The organism is Gudongella sp. QWL-04 (genome assembly GCF_058683975.1).
This window is the reverse complement of record NZ_CM178754.1, coordinates 2,122,812-2,143,441: the sequence shown is the minus strand read 5'-3', so window position 1 is coordinate 2,143,441 and position 20,630 is coordinate 2,122,812. Positions and strand designations below refer to the sequence as shown.

The window sequence follows — 20,630 nt, the reverse complement described above, 5'->3', positions numbered from 1 at the left end:
GTGATGTAAACCTTACGAAATTCTTAAGAATGTCTCTATATACAAATATACACTCTCCCAGCTCCACAATCAAACTCATAAAAAAAGACCAGTCATAAGACTAGTCTTCTAGCTCTCTCATCTGATTCAATACGTCCATCATCTGGTCGTAGGTGAGCATGCCAGGTATGGACCCTAGTATTACACCTTCCTTATCTATAAAATAGGTGGTTGGCATCCCCCTTACCAGATAAAGAGAACCCATCATGCCTTCCTCATCAAGTACCACAGGGAAGGTCAGTCCGTTCTCCTCAACGTAAGGCTTTACGTCATCAAGATTTTCCATAACATTTACACCAAGAACCACCATATCGTCATTCTCTTCGTATACTCTTTGGAGATCCGGCATTTCCATATCACAATAACTGCACCAGGTAGCCCAAAAATTCAAGTATACGTGTTTGCCCCTGAAATCACTTAAGCTTACTTCTTCACCATCAAGATCCATAAGTGTAAAATCGGGTGCAATATTGCCCACTCCTGTTCCAACAGGCCTTGCTACTTCTGGATCGTCCACTGATCCAGGTTCCCCGGCTCCTGCTGTTCCAGGGTCTGCAGGCGCTTCATCCTCAGCAGGTTCAGAGACTGGGGGTGCTTGAACATCAACCTCTACATTGTCATCCTTCCCAGAATAATTGAGGAAGAATAAGGCCGCACCAAGTATAGCAATAACGGCTATTGCCAATATGATCACATTTCTTTTACTCACGTTCTACCTCCTCACAGTAATAACTTACTTATATCTATCATCTTATTGAAGAAAATAAGAACTCCAAATATCACAAGGATAATTCCGCTGATGTAGGGCATATATTTCATAAAACCCTCAGCCCTCTCCATCAACCTGGTAAAAACATTTATGAACAAAGCAGTCAGCATGAACGGTATAGCCATACCTATTGAATAAACCAAAAGCAGTATCACACCCTTTGATAGAGTTCCGGCCGATCCGGAATAAACGAGGATAGAAGCAAGAACCGGACCAAAGCAAGGAGTCCAACCGGCAGCAAAGGCCATTCCCATAATTATCGAACTAAACCAGTTAGTTATTTTTTTTGGTGATTTGACCCTCTTCTCAGAGCTTAGAAATCCCAGCTTCAAAATACCCATCATGTTTAAGCCAAAGGTTATGATCAGAACTCCACTTATTCTAAAAAACAGCTGCTTGTTTTGGATGAAGAACCTTCCTAAAAATGTAGCGGAGGTTCCCATTATCATAAATATTATTGTAAATCCGATTATAAAGCCCAGCGTTCTGGTAACTGCCAGAAATTTTCTTCTAGATAGATCCTCCTCAAATTCAGCCCCGGTCACATACATTATGTATGCAGGAATCATCGGAAGAAGGCAAGGTGAGAAAAACGATAGTATGCCAGCCCCAAGAGCGATTGGATAAGATACGTGTGTATTTATCATATTCTCCTCCACGATTATGATTTATAGATTATTATACCCTATTAGGGTATTAGTGTACACAAATTTTTATTCACCTAACTCCGGTCGAATACAGAGCTGCTCATTAAACTCCTCCCTATCTAGTCCATTGTACCACTGGCAGAGCATAATAACTATATTTGTAAATTCATTAACAATATTCAGGCAGTAAAAAAGAAGCTCCTAGTTGAGAAGCTCCCCTTTATATAAAGCTTTGATTTTTCGAATTTCCTACAGCTCAAACCTCACAATTAATGCGGGGTCTAGCACTCTGAAGGTAAAAGACTCAGAAACATGGAATCTTACCTTTTCACTTGTATGAGACTGGTACCCGATAGTATAATCCTTTCCAATCGTGAGCTCCAGGTTCTCATTGTCATATGGAAGCAAATAAGCTCCTTCGACTACATGGCTAAGGATGATCTTTCCTTGTATAAGGCTCTCGATCCTCTTATTCAAAGGATATCCGCCATCATGGGAAAGGATCCTCTTATAAGCTTCCTTCCCTACCACAAGGGTGTACGATCCTCCCGCAAAACCTTCTCTAAGAGCTATTACCCCACTGGTTACAGCTTCAAGAATAGAAGTACCGTCAACGCCAAAAGCTATGGGCTTACCTGACGCTGAAGCCTTAAGACCGTCAATCCCAGCCTTCTTAAGGCCATTATAGATCGCATTTTCCTCAAATAGAGCCATCTTTCCCAAAGCATCCTCAAGCGGTCCAAAGTCGATGTCCTTAGCACCTCTTGAAATATTGTCTAGCTCCCATCTACCCATTTCAAACTCTACTCTTGCCTCTGTCAAAGGTAGTACCTTATAGGTGGCGAACTCTACTTCCTTGGACTTGGATACATCACCAAGCCTTCCCTCAGTTATTACATTATAATCCAGTCCTTTCGGACCATTTACCTTAACGACCTTTCTAGCAGAAAGATATGCTTTCAAGACCTCTGATGCTCTTGAATCTATCTCTACCCATGCCTCTTTTGTTATTGGAGCCAAATCCCTATATAGCATATAACCTACCTCCTATTTTAGATCTCCGATGCTTAGTCCCTTATCCTCAGGTGCACCGTCTCCTTCACCTTCTTCAAGGTTAATGATCGAACCCTCTGTGAATAAGTACGTCTTAAGCTCCTCATCCCACTTGTCCATATTCCTTCTCAGCCACTCCAGGGTCATAACTGCATGTTCTATTTCCTCATCCCTGTTATGTGCCAGTATACCCTTTAGCTCAGGATCATTTGTAGCTGCAACTCTTTGGTTGTACCAGTCTACAGCCTCCAGCTCTTCCTTAAGGCTCATGATTGCCCTTGTAATATCCATTGTTTTGTCGTCCAGCCTTTCTATAGGCTCGTGGTATTGAGTCATATTATAGTCCTCCTTTTATTGGTTTCCATATTTTAGTTTACCCCGAGGGGGTTTCTAATAAACATATCCAAAAACTAAAGCCTGCGGAATGATTCATCCTTAAAGCCTTCCTCATCCATAGCACTTTTAAGCTGACCTATAAGCTTGTTCCTGTCTGTACTTAGAGTTCCCTTTAGAGCCACATAATTCGAGGCATGATTGCTTCTGAAAACCAATCCCTCACAATCCAGCTCCTCTAAAAGCAACAAGGTCTCCCTAGCCGCCTCATATGGTGTCAGAATCCGAAAGCTGCCCTCCTGAACTGAGGACCAAAGCTCAGTACCCTCCTCCACCATTAGTGTCAAAATTCCCAAGTAGTCGGGCTTTATTTCATTTATAGCTGTCGCTGTCATCATGGCATGCTCTCTCCATCTTTCCTTTCCGCCAAGTCCCGATATGGCAGTTACAGAAAGCTTGATTCCTGAAGCCTTCACCCTTTTGCCGGCTGCGATTACTCCTTCTCTTGTATCGCCCTTTTTTACTCTGGTGAGGATCTCAGGATCACCTGACTCAAGCCCAAGGTATGCAATTCCAAGTCCAGCTTCACGAAGTGAAACCAGCTCCTCATCAGTCTTTGAATGTATGCTCTTTGGAGATGCGTAGATCCCTATCCTTTCCAATTTGGGAAATGACGCTCTTATCTCAAACAGCAACAGTTTCAGATCTGAGTTTTTTATCATAAGAGCATCTCCATCTGCAAGGAATACTCTCCTGATATCCGGATATCGCTCCTTAACCTTATGGATCTCTTCCTTTAACTCATGTACTGATCTTATTCTGAAGCTTTTATCTTTGTACATGCTGCAAAAGGTACACAAATTATGTGAACAGCCTATGGTAGCCTGTAGTATCCAGCTACCTGCCTCTGAAGGCGGTCTGTACACTGTCCCTTCATATATCAATCAAATCTCTCCTTTATATAGGCCAGTACCTCCTCAGCATGGCCCTCTGCTTTAACCTTTCTGTATTCTTTAACTAATTCTCCCTCCTCATCAAAGACAAAGGTGGATCTCTCTGTGCCCATGTATTCCTTGCCATACATCTTCTTTGGGACTGTAACCTTGAAAAGCTCATGGACATCTCCAGTTTCATCGCTCAACAGAAGAAAATTCAAGTCATTCTTATCCCTGAACTTAGCGTGAGATTTAAGATCGTCTTTACTGATGCCAATAATTGCGGTGTTAAGAGCCTCGAACTCATGCTTCAGATCCCTGAAGCCAATTGCCTCGACGATTCAGCCAGAGGTATTATCCTTTGGATAAAAGTAAACGATAACTTTTTTCCCCAGGTAATCCTTGAGAGAAACCTCAGCCCCGTCAGTTTCTTTTAATGTAAAACTATACTTTGTCATCAGATCTCCTCCCTAAAAAATATTATATGATCATCTTCCACTTTAATATACGTCTGTCTTTTAGTACTAGGGAGTTGACCTCGCCAGTATTGACGGCTCCCATCCTTTCATAAAATGCCTTTGCCTCCTTGCTGGAAACAAAAACAAGCTCGAGGATACCCCTGCTTCTGCAAAACTCAAGCAGGTGATCCCAAAGCTCCCTTCCCAGTCCCCTCCCGATATAAGCAGGGTCCAGGTAAAAGTATTCAAGAGTTACCTCATCATCGCTTTCTATGATACTGTAAAAGCCTGCAAGCTTTCCATCATCCTCCATAACGAAGGTTGGATGATTCCTGATGTAATCCTCTGTAAGGCTATAAATCTGACGATATGCGTCCAAAAACCTCTTATCATATCCCCAGTAAGCCTCAGACATTACTGCAAGCTCAGTAAGCTCTTTATTCTCTTTGACCTCAGCACGTCTTATAATCATTGATATCCCCCCTTCAAGGTAATGTATACCCATACGAGGGTCTATGACCCATTTTTTCAAACTTATGTGCTACAGGTACTTACTTCCCTCTCGTACACTTAGCCTTGATAGCTCATTGCTGTCGATAAACTTCTTGACCCACTCCTTATCCGTCTTTGAATATTCTCTAAGCGCCCAGCCTATCGCCTTATCTACAAAAAACTCTCTTGTTAGGGAATTGCTGATTATTGCCTTCTCCAAAAACTCAGTATCTGTATTCCTTTTAAACTTAAGTTGAAATAGAATTGAGACTCTCTTTAACCATATATTTTCGTCTATGATCCACTTAGCCAGGTGTTCGTTCTTTAATATCGGATTGTTCAAAGCAATATGACCAACTAATGGAGCAATTGAGTCAACTGTATCCCACCAAGATTTATCAGTTATAAGTTTTTCCAATCTTTGGAGATCATCAATTATTAAAAGCTTCCTTACAGCATCTAAATAAGACAGCGCCAGATATTGGAATTCCCTTTCCGGAAGGCTCCAGCAACACCAGACAAATTCCCAGTCGATAGTTTTTGATTTCTTCCACCCCTGGACATATTCCTTGTATATCTCAAGTCTCGCGGGCTTTTTAAGTCCAAGAAATGGAAATTGATTTTTCATGTATGCTGCCATTGGCGCAGAATCTATATCATTCCTTGCTTCATAAAAAGCTTTGATTATCTCCATTGATCATCACTCCCTAAAAGAATTGAAATAACTGGGACCATCTGACTTAAGTCTTTCTCTTTTCTTCTTGTAATCCGGAAGAATAGACTCTAGTAAATCCCAAAATTCTTTGGAATGATCCAGATGGACAAGATGACAAAGTTCATGCAAAACTATATAATCAAATAGCTCAACTGGAAGCATCGAGCATCTAAGGTTAAAGCTGAGGGTACCTCTTGAAGAGCAGCTAGCCCACCTTGTCTTTTGATTCCTTACTGTTATTCCAGTGGGCTTTTTACCTACAGTCTTCCAATATAGTTCAGTTCTTTTTTCAGAAAGGCTCCGAGTCTCCTCCCTATATAGATCCATAAGCTCCACTCTCAACCTTTCCTTGCTCCACTCCTTTGAACCAAGCAGTATATAGTCAGCAAGGATGGTTGGCTCGTTAACCATTAAGTTTTCATCATCATAAGGCAGAATGGTCCTATCCTTTCCAAGCAGGGGAATAGAATCCCAATATCCTATGGATTTTGGTTTTTTTAAGTTACTTAGCTCTTCTAACTTTTCTTGTATCCAGTTTTCCTTTGAAATAAGTGCATCCCGTATTACCCGGTCACTTGTCCCTTTAGGGGCTAGAACTCTTATTGTATCAGAGCCGTCAAGCTTGATTCCCAAGGTTTTTCTATTTCTATACTCTACCTCGAACCTTAATCCTTCCATCAACATCTCTCCTTGATTTGCTGCAAAATTTTTAGCAACTTTTTAAGAGGATAGCTGGAAATCCCCCTCAAAACTAAAGCTCAACATTTGGATTGACATACCTGCCTCTGCCCTCAGTATTTTTTCCATATTGTATTGCTTGCTGTGGACATCTATGAAGACATGCCAGGCAATGGATACACCGCTCTTCAGTCCACTCAGGATGCTTCAGATACATAGATATGGTCTCAGAAGGACAGATCTTTGCACATAGCTCACAGCCGTTGCAATCATCCGTTGCATAAAATTTACTTGTTTTTCTTCCTCTTCTATAAAATGGGTACGCAATCCAGGTCACCAAAGAATGGAAAGGTCCGGTAATGTCGTTATGGTTCCCCTTGTCCTCTGATAATATACTCCCTGCAATTTTTCTCAGCTTGTTATCAGCACTGTCCAGTTGATTCCTCTGCTGCAGGGGTTTTTGAAGATCATAAAGCAGAATGTAATTATCCGGCATATCCACTGCAAATACGTAATCCAGATTAATATCCTTTTCCTTCAGCAGGTCTTTGAAAATTCCATGGGCATTCCCGGTAGTTCCCCCGCAGGTGAGTACTAGGAATGACCCCTTCCTTGGAGTTCCATCAAGCTTTATTCTTCGTAAGAACTCCTCGACGATGCTGGGTATTCCGAAATAGTAGACAGGGAATACGAAACCCAGATAGTCTTCATTGCTAATATCGATCCTTCCCTGGCTTACCTTTAAGGCCTTATCTAAAGGATTTATCTGCTCTCCAATATATCCTGCAATCGTTTCAGCTGCATATTTGCTGTTCCCTGTTCCGGTAAAGTAAAATATCATCTCAGATCCACCTTTCAAAGTAATGAAGCCTTCTATTATCGTTGGGTATAATTAGATTATACACTAAATAAGCAGATTATAGGAACGGTGAGAGACCATGTTTTCATATGAGAGCAGAGTTCGAAAGGATCTTGAGAAATGGAAGAGAGAAGTGCGAAAACCTCCTTCATTGCTGGAGAGGGCTTCCAAAGGAACACAACGAACAGTAAACAGAATGCTGCCGGAAAAATATCATGAGGTTGTGACCGGTGCTATAAAGAGCATCACAACAACAGTGCTTTTAGGGACTGGCTTTGTATCCTCAAAGCCCTTATATGGGCTTCCACTTGAAGAGCGGGAGCATAGAGTCAGATATAAGGGCAAGATTTATGCAACAACCGCTGCTGTGGAAGGTGCCGCTACGGGAGCCGGTGGTTTTGTAGCATCACTTGCCGACTTTCCATTACTTCTTGGCATCAAAATGAAATTTCTTTATGAGGTTGCAGCTGCCTATGGCTTCGACACCTCAAGCTATGAGGAGAGGCTTTACCTACTCCACATATTCCAGCTCGCTTTTTCAAGTAAGTCACATGTCAATAAGATATTCCAGAGAATGGAGTCATGGGACAGCTATGTGTCCTCCTTGCCGAGGGAGCTTGATGATTTTGATTGGAGAAGCTTTCAGCAGGAATACAGGGATTACTTGGACCTTGCAAAGCTAATGCAGATGATGCCTTTGATTGGAGCAGTTGTGGGAAGCTATGTAAATAACAAGCTATTGAAAAAGTTAACGGAGACTGCTATGAATTCTTACAGAATGAGAATTTTAAAATAACTACAGAGCCTTACGGCTCTGTTTTAGTCTTTTGCCCAATTTTTTCGCTTTTCCTTGTGTGCCTTATACCTTGATTCGCCTTCATCGTAAAGCCTTTGCTCCTCCTCGGTTTCGATAATAAGTCTTGGCACTTCTGTTGGAAGACCATTCTCATCAAGGGCTACCATTGTAAAGTAAGCCGTAAGAGCCATTCGTGCAGGCTCACTTTTCTTCAGGTCCTCGACCATAACTGTTACCAAAATATCCATGGATTGTTTACCAACATATGTCAGCTGTCCATGGCATGTGACCAGATTGCCTACTCTAATAGGTAAAAGAAACTCCAGTTCGTCTACTCTTGCCGTAACCGTACTCATTCTGGAGTGCCTCCTAGCAACTATCCCCGCGCAGGTATCCATCATCTTCATGATCTCTCCTCCGTGAACTCCTCCATTGACGTTGGCTTGGTCCGGCTGCATCATATTTCCTATGCTAACTCTTGATTGTGCCACAGTTTTAGCTTTCATGAATTCACCTCAAAACATTATTGTAAAGGTTTGGTTAATAAATTAACATTACCTTTTCACTCAATACCCTATTATAGCACAGTTTGTCAAGAGATGAATGAAGTATGAAAACTTCGATATCCTCGTTCCTATTTCCTTTTCCTAAATACCAGCATATTGTAAAGTCTGTCCTTATTATATCCCTGGTCAATGACCTTGTTTATCTGCACAAACCCCAGGTTTTCCAAAAGCCTTGTGGAGCTTTCGTTTCCTTCCTCCGTATAGGCTTCGACCCAGTCCATCCCAATCGTGTTAAAGCAGTAATCCATAACTGCCTGCAGTGACTCTACCATGTACCCCTTGCCCTGCATATGGGGTACTATCCCATATCCAAGCTCGGCTCCATTCCGGGATTCAGTGAAGTTCCAGATACTGACGCTGCCGATTATCCTATTGGTCTCTTTTAGCTGAATACCCCAGAGAAGCCAATTTCCCTCATTTATCCCCTTGTCCATTCTTTCAAGGTATTCCTTCGTATCCTTTAGGGATGCATCGGGAATTGTATCTGTATACTCATGCATTTCAGGGTCTTTCCTCATATTGAAAAGGTCACCAAGATCCTCCTCTATGAGTCTTCTAAGTACCAATCTCCTTGTTTCCATCAATGGAAATTCAGTGAACTGGGTAGACATAGCATACCACTCCTTCAACCTCTCTAAAGCCTTCCCTGTCGTATATCTTTCTGGCACCCTCGTTGTCCGCATTTACGGATAAGACAGTCCTTGAAAATCCTGATCTCTTTGCAAATCTTATGGCCTCTCTAAGTAGTACTCTCCCAAGTCCCCTGCCCTGATATTCCGGGAGAACTGCAACTGAACCTATATTCATTATTGGCTTCCCCTCGTACTCGTCCCTAGTTCCCCTTACGATCCCTACAGCCTTTCCATTGTGAGTCAGTATTATCATACCTCCCTCGAGATAGTCATTCCTTACGGCGAAGGATCTTACCATCTCAGGACTTATCGGTGTCTCGTTACCTTTAACCGTTGCAAAGCAAATATTTCTGACGCTGCACCACTCTTCTATATCGCGCTCAGGATCAAAAGCCTTCAAAGCATAGCCTTCAGGCAGCTCTTCCTTCTTGACTGGATCATCCTCCCTGACCATAAGATATGTGTATCGTTCTCTGCAAAATCCAAGTTTCTCCATTCTAGCCATTAGTTTATCGTTGTAGGTGGGAACAAAGATATACACATTATCTAAATCCAATGCATGGATCAATATCCGATGGAATATGCCATCATAAATCCCTTTGCTGTCTTTCTCTGAATAAAGGATCCTGAACCTAGCCCTATTGCCCTTTCGGTTATACTCATCAACTATCAATGACGCTGCAGCAACTACCTTGCCTCCCTCGAGATAAAGGAAGGTGGGATTCTCTGGATTTGGTTCAAAGTTGTTCAGGTCCTCCTCATACAAATAGGAATCATCGACCTTTCCTCTGTTTCTTCTGCAAAAGTCCCTAAAGCTTTGTAGATTCTCGATATTGAGCTCAACGATTCTGCCTTCAGCTTCCACTATACATCCCTGCCTTTCTTTTCAAGTTTATAGTACTTCATTGAATGTGTTTCCACAAATCCTGCTGACTTATAAAGATTGAGCGCGTTATCATTCTCGGCATCAACCTGGAGGAATATCTTATCTGCACCAAGTTCCTTGAGTTTCTCAACAGAGCTTATAAGAATCTCCCTGCCAAGGCCTTTGCCTCTCTCCTCGGGTACGACTCCAAGTCCAAATATACCTCCCTCTCCATTGGCAATATGGAGATGCGCCTTTCCTATTGGTTTATTATCAAGCTCAGCAATGAATATATAAAACCCTCTCCTAAGCTCCTCTTCGATATCTAAAGGCTCCTGTTCTTCCATGCTTTCATTAAAGTATATTGAATTCTGTCTTGCGATTTCTTTAGAGTCTTCGCTGTTTGCAGCTCTTAAGCGAAGTATCTTTCCTACTCCAGCTGTTTTGTTATAAATCTCGTCTGACAAGGTCATGTCGTATTCAGTGTGATCGTATTTCGCTCCTGTAGACTCGATGAAGCTTATCCCGGACTGGGATTTCGAGTCTGACAACAAAAGCATAGATCCGGGCTTTCTTCCCTGCAATTGATCGACAGCAAGTGATAATAATGCTTTGAATACACCCTTTTTCCTGTATTCAGGGTGGACCATTCCATTTACCTCAGGTGAGCTTCCTCCAAAGTCATTTATCCCAAGATACCCTACAAGCATTTCGTCAATATAGTAAAAAAACTCATCTGCTTTATTGACTATCAAGTCCTCAGCAGTTGCTGAAGCTGCAAGCTTATAGTCAAGCTCAAGCTTGAGATGGATACCTTCATGATTCAGACACAGCTTCTCAAGGTTTTTGATTTCCTTGCAGGAATCCTCATCTAGCCATTTTCTTAAAACTATTTTTTGGTCCTTCATCTTAAATTGTCCCCATCCTCAATAATTACGTACTCCTTGTTATCTCTATCCAATATGAAATACTGGCAGCAACCGCCAAGATTTTCAAATACCAGCTGGGATAGCTCTTCAACAGCATGCTCCAGATCCTTCGATCTGGATGAATCAGGGATCTCGATGCATAAAAAAGCATTTTTTGTATCCTCAGTCAGCATCGTTCTTTCAGCCTCTCTCCAGTTCCAGCACCTGCACACTGCTCCTTCGTCGTCCAAATAAACTACCTCTCCTGGATATGGAGGAGAGCTTTCCTGGTCTCCCAGGGGAATGAAGTGCTCTCCCCCCTGGGCTAATCCAAGTCTTAGATCGCCATTGAACTTGTCGATATCTTCACCACCACAGGGTAGTCCATATTTGAGGGATATCGAGTTGTACAAATCAACCAGTGGATTGATACACCTAAGCTGAGTCCCTCCAACTACCCTCTTTAGCAAAGCTTCTACAGATGACCTTGCTCCCTTTTTCGTTTTAAATTTCGAAAAAGCCTCTCTCCATATCTTGATCTCTGGCTTTTCTGTAAGATTCCCCTCGCCAAGCCTGGAAATTGCCCCATGCTCTGCAGATCTGAGGATCCTTTCAAAATAAGACTGATCATCGTATGTATTCCTCACTTCCTTGCATACGACCACTCCTATTCTTGCATCCGGGAAAATACCCCAAAACCCATCCTCTATAACAAACTTCATCCAAACCTCTCCCTTCGGTCATCGATCATGTAAAAATCAAGCTATCTTAATTCTACCCATATAGAAAACACCAATTCATTGATTCACATCAGAATTGGTGTTTTTCTCATTCTTTTCTCAATATTTTATCCATGCTCTTTCCTTTGGCAAGCTCATCTACCAGCTTATCCAAATATCTTATCTCTTGCATGAGCTGTTCCTCGATATCCTCGATCCTGATACCGCAGATGACACCCTTGATAAGTGAACGTTGTGGATTAAGGTTCGGAGCTTCTGAGAAGAATGTCTCATAATCAGTGTTATTTTCAAGGACTCTACCAAGTCCATCCTCGCTATATCCAGTAAGCCAAGAGATTATTTCGTTTACCTCTGCTTGAGTCCTTCCTTTTCTCTCAGCTTTTGCGACTAATAGCGGATATACCTTGCCAAAACTCATTTTATAAACCTTCTCATTGTTTTTCATGCTCTACCCCCTTACTATTTATGATAAGGCTCGTTTTTAATTATCCTGAAGGCTCGATAGATCTGCTCCAATAGTATCATCCTCATCATCTGATGAGGGAAGGTCATCTTGGAAAAGGAAAGCTTAATCTGGCTTCTCGCCAGTACCTCCTCCGGCAATCCCAAGGAGCCTCCTATGATGAAAACTATATGTGAAGTACCTCCCACCATAATATCTGATATCTTTTCTGAAAGCTCCTCCGAAGAAAGCTGTTTCCCATCTATGGCAAGAGCTATTACAAGGGCTTGATCAGGTATCCTTGAAAGAAGCCTCTCACCCTCTTTTCTCTTAGCTTCCTCCATCTCTTTGTGAGACATGGTCTCTGGAGTCCTTTCGTCCTCTACCTCTATTATCCTCAAGGTACAGTATCTGTTTAGTCTCTTTGAGTATTCCTTGATCCCCTCAACCAGATACTTTTCCTTTATTTTACCTACTGCCGCAATATCTATATTCATTGCCTTCACCTTCCAAAAAAGCCTCCCATAGGAGGCTTTGCATTATACGCTTTTCACAGCGTCCAGAGCCTTGTCGTAGTCAGGGTGCTTGCCAACCTGGTCAACGTACTCTACGTATTTAACATTATTCTCTCCGTCTAGTACAACGATCCCTCTTGAAAGGAGTCTAACCTCCTCCATAAGGAAACCATACTTGAGACCAAAATCAAGGTCTCTATGATCAGAGACAGTTATTACCTTATCTATGGCATGGGCACTGCAAAATCTCTTCTGAGCAAAGGGAAGATCGACTGAAACAGTTATTATGACAACATCCTCCAGCTCAGCTGCTTCCTCGTTGAACCTCGTTGTTTGAAGCTCACAAATACCTGTGTCTAAAGAAGTGACCACAGAAATTACCTTCTTCTTATTGCCGGCATCCTTCAGACTGAAAGAGCTCATGTCACCCTTTAGCCCTGTGAAATCAGGTGCCTTATCTCCAACCTTGATTTCTTTCCCAACCAATGTCATTGGGTTTCCTCCCATTGTCACTACTCCTGTCCTCTTATCCATACTATCTATCTCCTTTAAATTGTAATCCTGGTCCCATTCTTATGGGTTTGTGGGATAGATACCCGAAGCAGGTATATTTATTCACATTTACTGTCCTCTTCAATACAGTTTCTTACCTTATCCATAAGCTTAAAATTTGTAAAATCATAGCTTAAAGGGGTCAAGGTGGCAAAACCGTTCGAAAGGAACAACCTATCGGTATCTTCTTCAAGGATCGTGTCCTTCCTCCCTATGACCTTAAGTGTCTTTTCTCCATTCCCATTGCTCTCACTCATATAGTAGTCATATATAGGGCCTCCTATCCTGCAAACCTTGATAGGCTTGTCCGGATCATGAAGTTCATATGGAGTATTAAGATTCAGGACCATAGGTGCTTCTATCTTTTCAAGCTCGAGCTTATCTAGTAGCTTAACTGCGTATTTAGCTGCTATCTCATAGTTTACGTCTCCCTTGCACCACTCAGCAGAAACTGCGATGCTTGGTATGCCATAGAGATTAGCTTCAATGGCAGCGGAAACAGTCCCAGAGTACAAAATATCCATCCCGGAATTTAGTCCCATGTTTATACCTGATAGTACGATGTCAATATCACCTTCAGTTAACAGCTCCATCCCCACCCTGACACAATCAGCCGGCGTTCCGGATATGCTATAGGCCGGTGCATCTATACCGTCAAGCTGAACTTCCTTTATTACTATTGGTTTGTGTAGGGTGATAGCATGGCTTTGAGCGCTTCTCTGAGTCTCGGGTGCTACGATGATTATTTCGTGCTTATCCATCAAATGCTTTGCAAGATTATGGATCCCAGGTGCCATGATCCCGTCATCATTTGCCAATAATATCTTCATCTGTCTCCTCCTAAAATTCCTTGAAAGTCACTGGGACCTTGCTTATATTTCCGTCTCTGTTAATAGTCAATGTTGCTTTCCCGCCAATCCTGTAGTTATACAGTATTTTTCGGAGATTGGACATGCTGGTTACCTCATTGTTGTCGACGGCTATGATAACGTCCATCGGCTTCAGACCAGCCAAGTATGCAGGTGAATTCTCAATGATTTCAATTACAACTACTCCTGTTGGCGCTTTTATGTCAATATTCATCTGTCTTTCATATACTGCAACCTCACTTCCAGTAAAGCCTATATATACATTCCTGAAGGTTCCGGACTCAATTATCTCTTCAATCACCGGTTTGACCAGATTGATTGGTATTGAAAATCCAAGACCTTCTCCTGATTGAGTCTTAGCTGTGTTGATTCCAATTACCTGACCGATAGCATTGAGAAGTGGTCCTCCGCTGTTTCCTGGATTAATTGAGGCATCGGTTTGGATAAGATCCTCCATAACAGAGTACCTGTTTATCTGTATAGACCTGTGGAGACCGCTAATTACGCCGGCTGTGACAGTCCTCTGAAAATCAAGTCCTAGGGGATTCCCTATAGCTATTGCCATCTGTCCTACCTCCACCAGATCAGAGTCCCCTAACTCAGCTACAGGAAGGTTATTGGCATTCACCTTTACGACTGCCAGATCGAGAGTAGCATCATACCAAAGCAATCTACCCTCAAGAGAATCTCCATTTTCAAATAGAACGTTGATCTCCTGGGCATTTCCATCTCCTATGACGTGAGAATTAGTCAATATATAACCATCACTGTGCACGATAACGCCTGAGCCTACACCCTCTACCGGAGTTGTCCAAAGAAAGTCTCTCTGCAGTTGGATCGTAGTTATACCGACAACTGTGCTGACAGACTTTTTAGCTACAGCTGCAACTACATTGCTTTCATCGATTGGCTTGATCGTTATTGTATTTACTGTGGAAGGTGCATTGGTTTGATAAACCTCTGGAACCGGGATCAATTTACCATAAAGGTATTTTGGAGCAATATATGCGCTCCCCAGCCCTCCCAGTAATCCTGCGATTATTGCTACGATTATATAGGATAGCAGGCTTCTTCTCTTCCGTGGGGGCTGATAGTAGGATCCGTAGTTGTAGTTGTCCATGTTACTCCTCCTCAATCAATTATATAGAACTCACTTATGCCGTCCCTTCTAGTAAGAGAAAGCCTTAAATCATTATCAACATCAAATCCCTGACTCATAAGTCCTGATCTCACTGTGTCAAAGGCAAGCTTTGGAATATTGTTGTCCTGACTCAGATGAGCAAGCAGCACGATCTCACTCTCCCCCCTGAGGACATCCCCCAATACGGCTGCTGCATCGTCATTGGACAAATGTCCAAAGGGGCTTAATATCCTCTGCTTCAGCGGCCAAGGGTATGATCCCTCCTTAAGCATCCTGATGTCATGGTTTGATTCCATGAAGAAAAGATGAGAGTTACGGATCCTTGCTTTCATGGAATCATTTACCCAGCCTGTATCTGTCAGAAAGCTAAGCTTTTTATCTCCGCTAAACAGAATATAGCCTACTGGCTCAAGAGCATCATGATTCACATTGAATGGATGTATCAAAACATCCTTTATTTCTATGTTCTTGTTAGTAATAAATACCTTGGTGTTCTCTGTTTTTACCTGCTTTACTATAGGCTCCATACCTACCCAGGTTTTTTCGTTGGCAAATACAGGAATTCCATATCGTCTGGAAAGAATCCCTACCCCCTTGGAGTGATCTATATGCTCATGAGTGACTAGTATCCCGTCTAGCGTCCTCGGATCCACGTCTATTTCCTTAAGCAGCTGCTCGATTCTTTTCCCACTGAAGCCTGCATCTATTATAAGTCTTGTCGACTCTGTCTCAACATATTGGCAATTCCCGCTGCTGCCGCTTGAAAGCGAGCAGAATTTAACAGCCATTGTAAGTCCTCCTCAAGTGAAGCTATGGTTTAATTATAACAATATTTAACACTCTTTACTCTATTTTTATATAAAAAACATCCTCTCAGCTCACAAGTCTTGAGAGAATGTTTAATTGCTGTAATTTTTTAGTATTTTATTCTGAATCTAGAACCAGCTTTGTCCCATCCTCAAACTGTATCCTCCATCCAGGCACTGCGTTCCCTTGAGCTGCCTGTTGGTAACCTTCGTAATTGCTTTGCTTCTCAGGGTCAAAGTAGTAGCATAGGGAGATATCAGTCACTGCTTTACCATGGGCTTGCTCTATGCTTAGCAGCTCAAGAATTGCTTTTTCAGCCGGAATCAATGTAAGATCGCTTTGTTGTAGTTCAACAGTATTAAGCCAGGTTCTCTCCATCCTTTTAACTGAGTCGCCTATAATTAAGAATGACGTATTCCCAATCTCGACATAGGAATTCTCCAGTGTCTTGGAGTACTCAAGCCTGAATCCGTCTATTTCCTCTGCATGATACGTAAGTTTCATATCCTCTGTGTTGTATCCTCTTTCATGGAGAAATTTTTTTGCAGTATTTTCGGCATCATCAAGTGTGACGGTCTTGGTTCCCAATATCAGCCTATCGCTGTTTTCGTAAATCAATAGCTTGCCATTCTCTATAGTAACAGACTCATAGCCCCTGTAAATCTCTTCTATCTCTTCTCCACTAAGCTCCCTTATCCCCTTCCCGTCAAAATACCTTGAATTGATATCGTATGGCTCGTTTCGTTCAAATTCTACTGTAATACTCAGAAGACTTTCCGGAGTCCTCGGAAGCTCAGACTGGAGAGTGATTTCTTTTCTCTGCAGCAGTTCTTCTACCGGGATGTTTGCAGACATGCTCTCTAAGGAATTTGATGCCATCGAATCAGTAAAAACAAAATACCCCAAGATCGCATTGGCAAAGAGCAATGCTATTATCAAGATCGTTTTGGCCTTAGACCAATCCATCGCTCATCACCTACCTTTCAAATACTAGTGTTCCCGTATATGCGTTGAAGGCATATAGTCTCCCATAAGCCCTAATCTGCCAAATCTCAATAAGTCTCTCATCCTGGTCTTTAAGATTTGGATCGTAATAGGAAATCGTTACGTCCTCGATCGAACCAAGAACCTCTCTCAGAAGCTGATCCCCCAGTGATTCCTTAGTGTTTCCTGAGTATTGAAGATATTTTCTCTCAAGGAATGAATAGTTCTTATCAATTACATCAAAGGAAGATAATATCTTCCTGCTCATAAAGGTCTGCGCAAGCTCATTGCCAACTTCTCTTCTGAACAGCTGCTTATAGCTTCTGACCTGATTGTTGAAAACTTCAATTTCAGCATACTCGGGTATTTCCCTGTTCCCCAATAGTACCGGAAGTCCCCTTATCCTATACCTGAAGGTGAGTTTGTAGCCTACGCTATCCTCATCCTCGATCTCGGTTGTACTTGCAAGGTACATCCCGCTTGCAGCAAAGGCCTTTCTATCGATGAAATCGGCTGCTGTAACCAGGCTTAAATAAAGATTCCTATCTTCAACTCTATCCTGAAGCGAACTGAAGTATTCAACTGTACCATTGGAGTTGAATTTCAGTACCATATTGTTGTAGATGTATATGTTAGACCCGTTGCTCTCGGTGATTTGTCTTATATAATCTATCCTTTGCTCAAGAAATCTCTCAGCAAATTGATCCTTCTGCTCTAGAGTCATAAGAGGAATGGAATTGCTGACGTAAACTACAGGAAGGCTTTGGTTTATCTCATAGGGTATAAATATCCCCTGCTTAGCTGTATCAAATATATCAGACATTGAATAGTAATAGTCGTATCCCTTCTGGTCCTCAATGGAATTCATCTCCTGAACGATCTGAGAATAGTCTATGCTTGTATCCATGACCTTCAGTGCTTTGCCTTCCCCTGAAAATACAAAAAAAGGATCCCCAGTACCCAAGCTGACAGTAATACTCTCAATGTAGGGTATGGCATCCGTTATATTATTTGGCTCATTTACATTCCATGCTTTAGCTGCAATATAGGTGCTTAGCTTTTCAGGCATATGGAACACGATCGCTCTTTCTGCCGATGCAGTGTCGTAGCCTTGCTCCAGCTCCTCCATCCTAATGGTAGATGAGCTCAAAACCTTAGCCGCTGCGTCTCTGGTGGAATTCCAAAGGCCATATTTATTGGCGTCATACATCATTGTCATAGAATCCGGTCCGAAGATTATTAGATATTTGTTAGGTATTATCATGTCGGACAACAGATAAGATGAGGAGTAGGATGCCTCAGGCTGAAAAAATCCAGTAACGCTCGTCGGAAACTGGATCCATAGTTTTTGAGTCATATACAAGCTTGACCCTACCAAAAGAAAAAGGAGAATGGTTTTTAGCCTCTCCTTCATTTGAACCTCTCCTTGTATTCTCTAGTTGATCAAAGGGATAGTTCTGAATACTGAGTCCCTTGTATAGGTCGGTCTTACTTCCGTCCTTCTTAAATCATAGGTATATACAATAAATTCACTTTTATCCAAACCTTCTACGCCAAAATCTATAACTATCTTATTAATGCCTCTTACAAGATCCAGCTGCTTTTGGAAGAATCCCATATTGCCCGATGTAGCTGTCTCAGTCACCAATAGGATATAATCCTGTTCCGATGGCAGTCTTTCGAGATTGAAGGATCTTCTCGTCAAATCAGTAGTCCCGTAGATATTTATGGTAATCTCTGTTCCAGAGGGTGCCTTGCCGTTGATAAGCACAACTCTTTCTGAGGAGGAATAGATCGTTTTGTCAGGCTTTATAATTTGGTACTGTGCAGCTATCTCAGGTGCGATAACGGTTTGTTCAGTTCCTTGAACCGGTGTTATAGCTCCAGTCGCATGACCAACCTTGACGAATCCAAATATTGCGATCGCCAAAATCAAACTGACAAGTATCTTTTTCATCATACTCTCAACCTCCTTTACCATAAATTCTTTCATAGGAATTATACCTTTAAATTATTACAGGAATATTACAGAGTAATTAAGATTAAATTACGCTGAAGGTAATATTATCTCGACTGTTGTCCCGGACCCGTATTTACTCTTAAGAATAATTTCGCCATTGTGAGCTTCAATGATTTCCTTTGCTATGGACAATCCTAATCCTGTACCCCCCAGATCTCTGCTTCTGCCCTTTTCAACCCTGTAAAATCTTTCAAATATCCTGGTGAGGTCCTCCTCAGGTATTCCTATACCATTGTCGGATACCTCGATCCGCACCTTCTCATCCTCATTGGTGGTAGCTATTGTTATCGCTCCTCCTGATTCAGTATATTTGATAGCATTGGAAATAATATTGATCAAAACCTGTTCGATGCCATCCTTGTCACCCATTACTACCGGAAGCGGTTCTGCAAAGCTCATGCTGACCCTCTGACCCTTATCTCTGGCAAGTACCTCCAGCTTTGAAATGATATCCTGAAGAAGTCGATTGATAAACAGCTCTGTTCGGACCCATTTCGTTTTCTTATAATCGATATTTGAAAGCTGGAGCAGATCTCTGACCAACCTTGCCATTCTGTCACATTCGCTGTCTATAACAGAGAGGAATCTCTTCTGTATCTCCATCTCTACTCCTTCATCCATCAATGTCTCAGTATAGCTCTTTATAGTTGTTATAGGAGTCTTCAGCTCATGAGAAACATTAGCTACGAATTCCTTTCTCATGCTCTCAAGCTTGTGCTCCTGAGTGATGTCCTGGAATACCATAATGATCCCGGCTATGTCATCCCTCTCATCGCGATATGGTGCATACTTCACTTTATATACTCCATCGATGGTTTCATATATCTTTTCTCCATCAAGAGTCTCCGGCTTGCTGTAATCAATACTTACCAGATCAATATACGAAAGATCCAACTCAATCCCTGAGTGGATGCTTTCCTCATCAAGCTCCATCAGCTTTTGTCCAATGGGATTGGCGTGAATAAGTCTGCCTTCTCTGTCGACTGCTATGACCCCTTCAGCCATATAGCTGAAAATTGTATCCAGCTTGCTTCGCTCAAGGTCCATCTCTCCGATGGTAAGCTTAAGCTTGGTCGTCAACTGGTTGAACATTCCTGCCAGCTGTCCGATCTCATCGTCGCTTTTGACCTCGACGAACTGATCGAAATCACCGAGCGACATCTCCTCTGCTTTCTTGGTAACGTCTCTGATCGGCTCAGTAATGCTGCTGGCTATAAGAAATCCTAGTATTATTGTTATTAAGAGTGCTATAAGGGTAGCATTCGTAAGGATAACCTTTGAATCATCAACAGTTCGCGCAATATTCGACAGATCTGCTGTCATATAGAGTACACCTGTGATCCTGCCAAGGCTCGACAATACAGGGTATGCCCTGTGCATGAAGTCCTTCCCGGCAGACTCATCCCTAATGATAAGTTCTCCCTTATCTCCGTTGAAAGCATCTAGAATAAGTCCCGGATCCATATTCTTATATGAAAGAGCATTTTGCCCCATTAATCCTCCTGCTTGCTTAAGCGATGATGCAAGTATCGTAGGGACCTCCTCATTGTAAATAACATAAAGGGTCTCGCCTGCCCCCAGTCTCCATTCCTCTATGGTGTTCTGGATTCCCTGGCGGTTTTCCAACCAATTTTCACCGGCGATGTCACTAGAGGTGGATACAATAGTCTCAAGCTGCTGCTCCATAGATATGGATATATTTTCCAATTGCTGGTTTTCAAGGCTGTTGACTATGAATACTCCTATGATCACCATGGCAATAAATACCAACAGGAAATAGACCACGATGAATTTCCACCTAATGCTTGAAAACAT

26 protein-coding genes are annotated in these 20,630 nt (G+C 42.2%); 1 reads left to right on the top strand and 25 read right to left on the bottom strand.

What is annotated here, in order from left to right; all coding sequences use genetic code 11:
* Positions 1–100: 100 nt before the first annotated feature.
* The 10 genes from AC4PHB_RS10685 to AC4PHB_RS10640 form a co-directional block, all read right to left on the bottom strand.
* Positions 101–748, bottom strand: a complete 648-nt coding sequence (locus AC4PHB_RS10685; protein ID WP_492136410.1) for a TlpA family protein disulfide reductase — start codon at positions 746–748, stop codon at positions 101–103.
* Positions 749–759: 11 nt separating this feature from the next.
* A complete protein-coding gene (locus AC4PHB_RS10680) occupies positions 760–1,455 on the bottom strand; it encodes a cytochrome c biogenesis CcdA family protein (RefSeq protein ID WP_492136409.1) in 696 nt (231 codons plus the stop codon).
* Positions 1,456–1,704: 249 nt separating this feature from the next.
* Positions 1,705–2,490, bottom strand: a complete 786-nt coding sequence (locus AC4PHB_RS10675) for a family 1 encapsulin nanocompartment shell protein (RefSeq protein WP_492136408.1) — start codon at positions 2,488–2,490, stop codon at positions 1,705–1,707.
* Between the two features lie 12 nt (positions 2,491–2,502).
* Positions 2,503–2,844: an encapsulin-associated ferritin-like protein gene (locus tag AC4PHB_RS10670; protein ID WP_492136407.1), complete on the bottom strand. Its 342-nt coding sequence runs from the start codon at positions 2,842–2,844 to the stop codon at positions 2,503–2,505.
* A gap of 74 nt (positions 2,845–2,918) precedes the next feature.
* The gene (locus AC4PHB_RS10665) at positions 2,919–3,785 is read right to left on the bottom strand and encodes a radical SAM protein (protein ID WP_492136406.1); all 867 of its coding nucleotides are present in this window, start codon (positions 3,783–3,785) and stop codon (positions 2,919–2,921) included.
* Complete coding sequence (locus AC4PHB_RS10660; protein WP_492136405.1) at positions 3,782–4,234, bottom strand: peroxiredoxin; 453 nt, start codon at positions 4,232–4,234, stop codon at positions 3,782–3,784. The genes AC4PHB_RS10665 and AC4PHB_RS10660 overlap by 4 nt, the downstream gene beginning before the upstream one ends.
* Positions 4,235–4,256: 22 nt before the next feature.
* Entirely contained in the window at positions 4,257–4,706 is a 450-nt protein-coding gene (locus AC4PHB_RS10655; RefSeq protein WP_492136404.1) for a GNAT family N-acetyltransferase, read from the bottom strand.
* A 69-nt stretch (positions 4,707–4,775) separates the two neighbouring features.
* A complete protein-coding gene (locus AC4PHB_RS10650; protein ID WP_492136403.1) occupies positions 4,776–5,420 on the bottom strand; it encodes a DNA alkylation repair protein in 645 nt (214 codons plus the stop codon).
* A gap of 6 nt (positions 5,421–5,426) precedes the next feature.
* A complete protein-coding gene (locus tag AC4PHB_RS10645) occupies positions 5,427–6,119 on the bottom strand; it encodes a M48 family metallopeptidase (protein WP_492136402.1) in 693 nt (230 codons plus the stop codon).
* 73 nt (positions 6,120–6,192) lie between these two features.
* Positions 6,193–6,960: an EFR1 family ferrodoxin gene (locus AC4PHB_RS10640; protein WP_492136401.1), complete on the bottom strand. Its 768-nt coding sequence runs from the start codon at positions 6,958–6,960 to the stop codon at positions 6,193–6,195.
* Between the two features lie 97 nt (positions 6,961–7,057).
* On the opposite strand from AC4PHB_RS10640, the gene AC4PHB_RS10635 reads away from it, so the two are divergent.
* Positions 7,058–7,774 carry an EcsC family protein gene (locus AC4PHB_RS10635; RefSeq protein ID WP_492136400.1) on the top strand — a complete coding sequence of 239 codons (717 nt, stop codon included), beginning with the start codon at positions 7,058–7,060 and terminating at the stop codon, positions 7,772–7,774.
* Between the two features lie 23 nt (positions 7,775–7,797).
* Here the strand turns inward: AC4PHB_RS10635 and AC4PHB_RS10630 are convergent, their stop codons facing one another.
* The 15 genes from AC4PHB_RS10630 to AC4PHB_RS10560 all read right to left on the bottom strand — a co-directional run bounded on the left by AC4PHB_RS10630 (position 7,798) and on the right by AC4PHB_RS10560 (position 20,630).
* Positions 7,798–8,280, bottom strand: a complete 483-nt coding sequence (locus AC4PHB_RS10630) for an acyl-CoA thioesterase (RefSeq protein ID WP_492136399.1) — start codon at positions 8,278–8,280, stop codon at positions 7,798–7,800.
* 128 nt (positions 8,281–8,408) lie between these two features.
* Positions 8,409–8,951 carry a GNAT family N-acetyltransferase gene (locus AC4PHB_RS10625; protein WP_492136398.1) on the bottom strand — a complete coding sequence of 181 codons (543 nt, stop codon included), beginning with the start codon at positions 8,949–8,951 and terminating at the stop codon, positions 8,409–8,411.
* Positions 8,932–9,837 (bottom strand): GNAT family N-acetyltransferase, encoded by a 906-nt coding sequence (locus tag AC4PHB_RS10620; RefSeq protein WP_492136397.1) that lies wholly within the window; start codon positions 9,835–9,837, stop codon positions 8,932–8,934. Before AC4PHB_RS10620 ends, AC4PHB_RS10625 begins: the two co-directional genes overlap by 20 nt.
* Positions 9,837–10,745 carry a GNAT family N-acetyltransferase gene (locus AC4PHB_RS10615; protein WP_492136396.1) on the bottom strand — a complete coding sequence of 303 codons (909 nt, stop codon included), beginning with the start codon at positions 10,743–10,745 and terminating at the stop codon, positions 9,837–9,839. Before AC4PHB_RS10615 ends, AC4PHB_RS10620 begins: the two co-directional genes overlap by 1 nt.
* Positions 10,742–11,467 carry a B3/B4 domain-containing protein gene (locus AC4PHB_RS10610; RefSeq protein WP_492136395.1) on the bottom strand — a complete coding sequence of 242 codons (726 nt, stop codon included), beginning with the start codon at positions 11,465–11,467 and terminating at the stop codon, positions 10,742–10,744. Before AC4PHB_RS10610 ends, AC4PHB_RS10615 begins: the two co-directional genes overlap by 4 nt.
* A 106-nt stretch (positions 11,468–11,573) precedes the next feature.
* The gene (locus AC4PHB_RS10605) at positions 11,574–11,930 is read right to left on the bottom strand and encodes a DUF2200 domain-containing protein (RefSeq protein WP_492136394.1); all 357 of its coding nucleotides are present in this window, start codon (positions 11,928–11,930) and stop codon (positions 11,574–11,576) included.
* A gap of 14 nt (positions 11,931–11,944) precedes the next feature.
* Positions 11,945–12,424 carry a 23S rRNA (pseudouridine(1915)-N(3))-methyltransferase RlmH gene (gene rlmH, locus AC4PHB_RS10600; protein ID WP_492137771.1) on the bottom strand — a complete coding sequence of 160 codons (480 nt, stop codon included), beginning with the start codon at positions 12,422–12,424 and terminating at the stop codon, positions 11,945–11,947.
* A 42-nt stretch (positions 12,425–12,466) separates the two neighbouring features.
* Positions 12,467–12,976 carry a thiol peroxidase gene (gene tpx, locus AC4PHB_RS10595; protein ID WP_492136393.1) on the bottom strand — a complete coding sequence of 170 codons (510 nt, stop codon included), beginning with the start codon at positions 12,974–12,976 and terminating at the stop codon, positions 12,467–12,469.
* A gap of 77 nt (positions 12,977–13,053) precedes the next feature.
* Positions 13,054–13,824 (bottom strand): 5'/3'-nucleotidase SurE, encoded by a 771-nt coding sequence (gene surE, locus AC4PHB_RS10590; protein ID WP_492136392.1) that lies wholly within the window; start codon positions 13,822–13,824, stop codon positions 13,054–13,056.
* 10 nt (positions 13,825–13,834) lie between these two features.
* Positions 13,835–14,983 (bottom strand): serine protease HtrA, encoded by a 1,149-nt coding sequence (gene htrA / locus AC4PHB_RS10585; RefSeq protein WP_492136391.1) that lies wholly within the window; start codon positions 14,981–14,983, stop codon positions 13,835–13,837.
* Between the two features lie 11 nt (positions 14,984–14,994).
* The gene (locus AC4PHB_RS10580; RefSeq protein ID WP_492136390.1) at positions 14,995–15,792 is read right to left on the bottom strand and encodes an MBL fold metallo-hydrolase; all 798 of its coding nucleotides are present in this window, start codon (positions 15,790–15,792) and stop codon (positions 14,995–14,997) included.
* Between the two features lie 136 nt (positions 15,793–15,928).
* Entirely contained in the window at positions 15,929–16,777 is an 849-nt protein-coding gene (yycI, locus tag AC4PHB_RS10575) for a two-component system regulatory protein YycI (RefSeq protein WP_492136389.1), read from the bottom strand.
* A 10-nt stretch (positions 16,778–16,787) separates the two neighbouring features.
* Positions 16,788–18,209 carry a hypothetical protein gene (locus tag AC4PHB_RS10570; RefSeq protein ID WP_492136388.1) on the bottom strand — a complete coding sequence of 474 codons (1,422 nt, stop codon included), beginning with the start codon at positions 18,207–18,209 and terminating at the stop codon, positions 16,788–16,790.
* A 21-nt stretch (positions 18,210–18,230) separates the two neighbouring features.
* Positions 18,231–18,755: a hypothetical protein gene (locus tag AC4PHB_RS10565; protein ID WP_492136387.1), complete on the bottom strand. Its 525-nt coding sequence runs from the start codon at positions 18,753–18,755 to the stop codon at positions 18,231–18,233.
* Between the two features lie 87 nt (positions 18,756–18,842).
* On the bottom strand, positions 18,843–20,630 hold the full coding sequence (locus tag AC4PHB_RS10560; RefSeq protein WP_492136386.1) for a HAMP domain-containing sensor histidine kinase: 1,788 nt from the start codon (positions 20,628–20,630) through the stop codon (positions 18,843–18,845).

What these genes read in the sequence shown, in the direction of transcription:
- AC4PHB_RS10570 (WP_492136388.1), bottom strand. Translation starts at nt 18,209, where the DNA reads ATGAAGGAGAGGCTAAAAACCATTCTCCTTTTTCTTTTGGTAGGGTCA.
- AC4PHB_RS10565 (WP_492136387.1), bottom strand. Translation starts at nt 18,755, where the DNA reads ATGATGAAAAAGATACTTGTCAGTTTGATTTTGGCGATCGCAATATTT.
- tpx (WP_492136393.1), bottom strand. Translation starts at nt 12,976, where the DNA reads ATGGATAAGAGGACAGGAGTAGTGACAATGGGAGGAAACCCAATGACA.
- AC4PHB_RS10680 (WP_492136409.1), bottom strand. Translation starts at nt 1,455, where the DNA reads ATGATAAATACACACGTATCTTATCCAATCGCTCTTGGGGCTGGCATA.
- AC4PHB_RS10670 (WP_492136407.1), bottom strand. Translation starts at nt 2,844, where the DNA reads ATGACTCAATACCACGAGCCTATAGAAAGGCTGGACGACAAAACAATG.
- AC4PHB_RS10615 (WP_492136396.1), bottom strand. Translation starts at nt 10,745, where the DNA reads ATGAAGGACCAAAAAATAGTTTTAAGAAAATGGCTAGATGAGGATTCC.
- surE (WP_492136392.1), bottom strand. Translation starts at nt 13,824, where the DNA reads ATGAAGATATTATTGGCAAATGATGACGGGATCATGGCACCTGGGATC.
- AC4PHB_RS10645 (WP_492136402.1), bottom strand. Translation starts at nt 6,119, where the DNA reads ATGGAAGGATTAAGGTTCGAGGTAGAGTATAGAAATAGAAAAACCTTG.
- AC4PHB_RS10650 (WP_492136403.1), bottom strand. Translation starts at nt 5,420, where the DNA reads ATGGAGATAATCAAAGCTTTTTATGAAGCAAGGAATGATATAGATTCT.
- AC4PHB_RS10580 (WP_492136390.1), bottom strand. Translation starts at nt 15,792, where the DNA reads ATGGCTGTTAAATTCTGCTCGCTTTCAAGCGGCAGCAGCGGGAATTGC.
- AC4PHB_RS10675 (WP_492136408.1), bottom strand. Translation starts at nt 2,490, where the DNA reads ATGCTATATAGGGATTTGGCTCCAATAACAAAAGAGGCATGGGTAGAG.
- AC4PHB_RS10605 (WP_492136394.1), bottom strand. Translation starts at nt 11,930, where the DNA reads ATGAAAAACAATGAGAAGGTTTATAAAATGAGTTTTGGCAAGGTATAT.
- AC4PHB_RS10640 (WP_492136401.1), bottom strand. Translation starts at nt 6,960, where the DNA reads ATGATATTTTACTTTACCGGAACAGGGAACAGCAAATATGCAGCTGAA.
- rlmH (WP_492137771.1), bottom strand. Translation starts at nt 12,424, where the DNA reads ATGAATATAGATATTGCGGCAGTAGGTAAAATAAAGGAAAAGTATCTG.
- AC4PHB_RS10625 (WP_492136398.1), bottom strand. Translation starts at nt 8,951, where the DNA reads ATGTCTACCCAGTTCACTGAATTTCCATTGATGGAAACAAGGAGATTG.
- htrA (WP_492136391.1), bottom strand. Translation starts at nt 14,983, where the DNA reads ATGGACAACTACAACTACGGATCCTACTATCAGCCCCCACGGAAGAGA.
- AC4PHB_RS10630 (WP_492136399.1), bottom strand. Translation starts at nt 8,280, where the DNA reads ATGAAAGCTAAAACTGTGGCACAATCAAGAGTTAGCATAGGAAATATG.
- yycI (WP_492136389.1), bottom strand. Translation starts at nt 16,777, where the DNA reads ATGGATTGGTCTAAGGCCAAAACGATCTTGATAATAGCATTGCTCTTT.
- AC4PHB_RS10610 (WP_492136395.1), bottom strand. Translation starts at nt 11,467, where the DNA reads ATGAAGTTTGTTATAGAGGATGGGTTTTGGGGTATTTTCCCGGATGCA.
- AC4PHB_RS10655 (WP_492136404.1), bottom strand. Translation starts at nt 4,706, where the DNA reads ATGATTATAAGACGTGCTGAGGTCAAAGAGAATAAAGAGCTTACTGAG.
- AC4PHB_RS10635 (WP_492136400.1), top strand. Translation starts at nt 7,058, where the DNA reads ATGTTTTCATATGAGAGCAGAGTTCGAAAGGATCTTGAGAAATGGAAG.
- AC4PHB_RS10560 (WP_492136386.1), bottom strand. Translation starts at nt 20,630, where the DNA reads ATGTTTTCAAGCATTAGGTGGAAATTCATCGTGGTCTATTTCCTGTTG.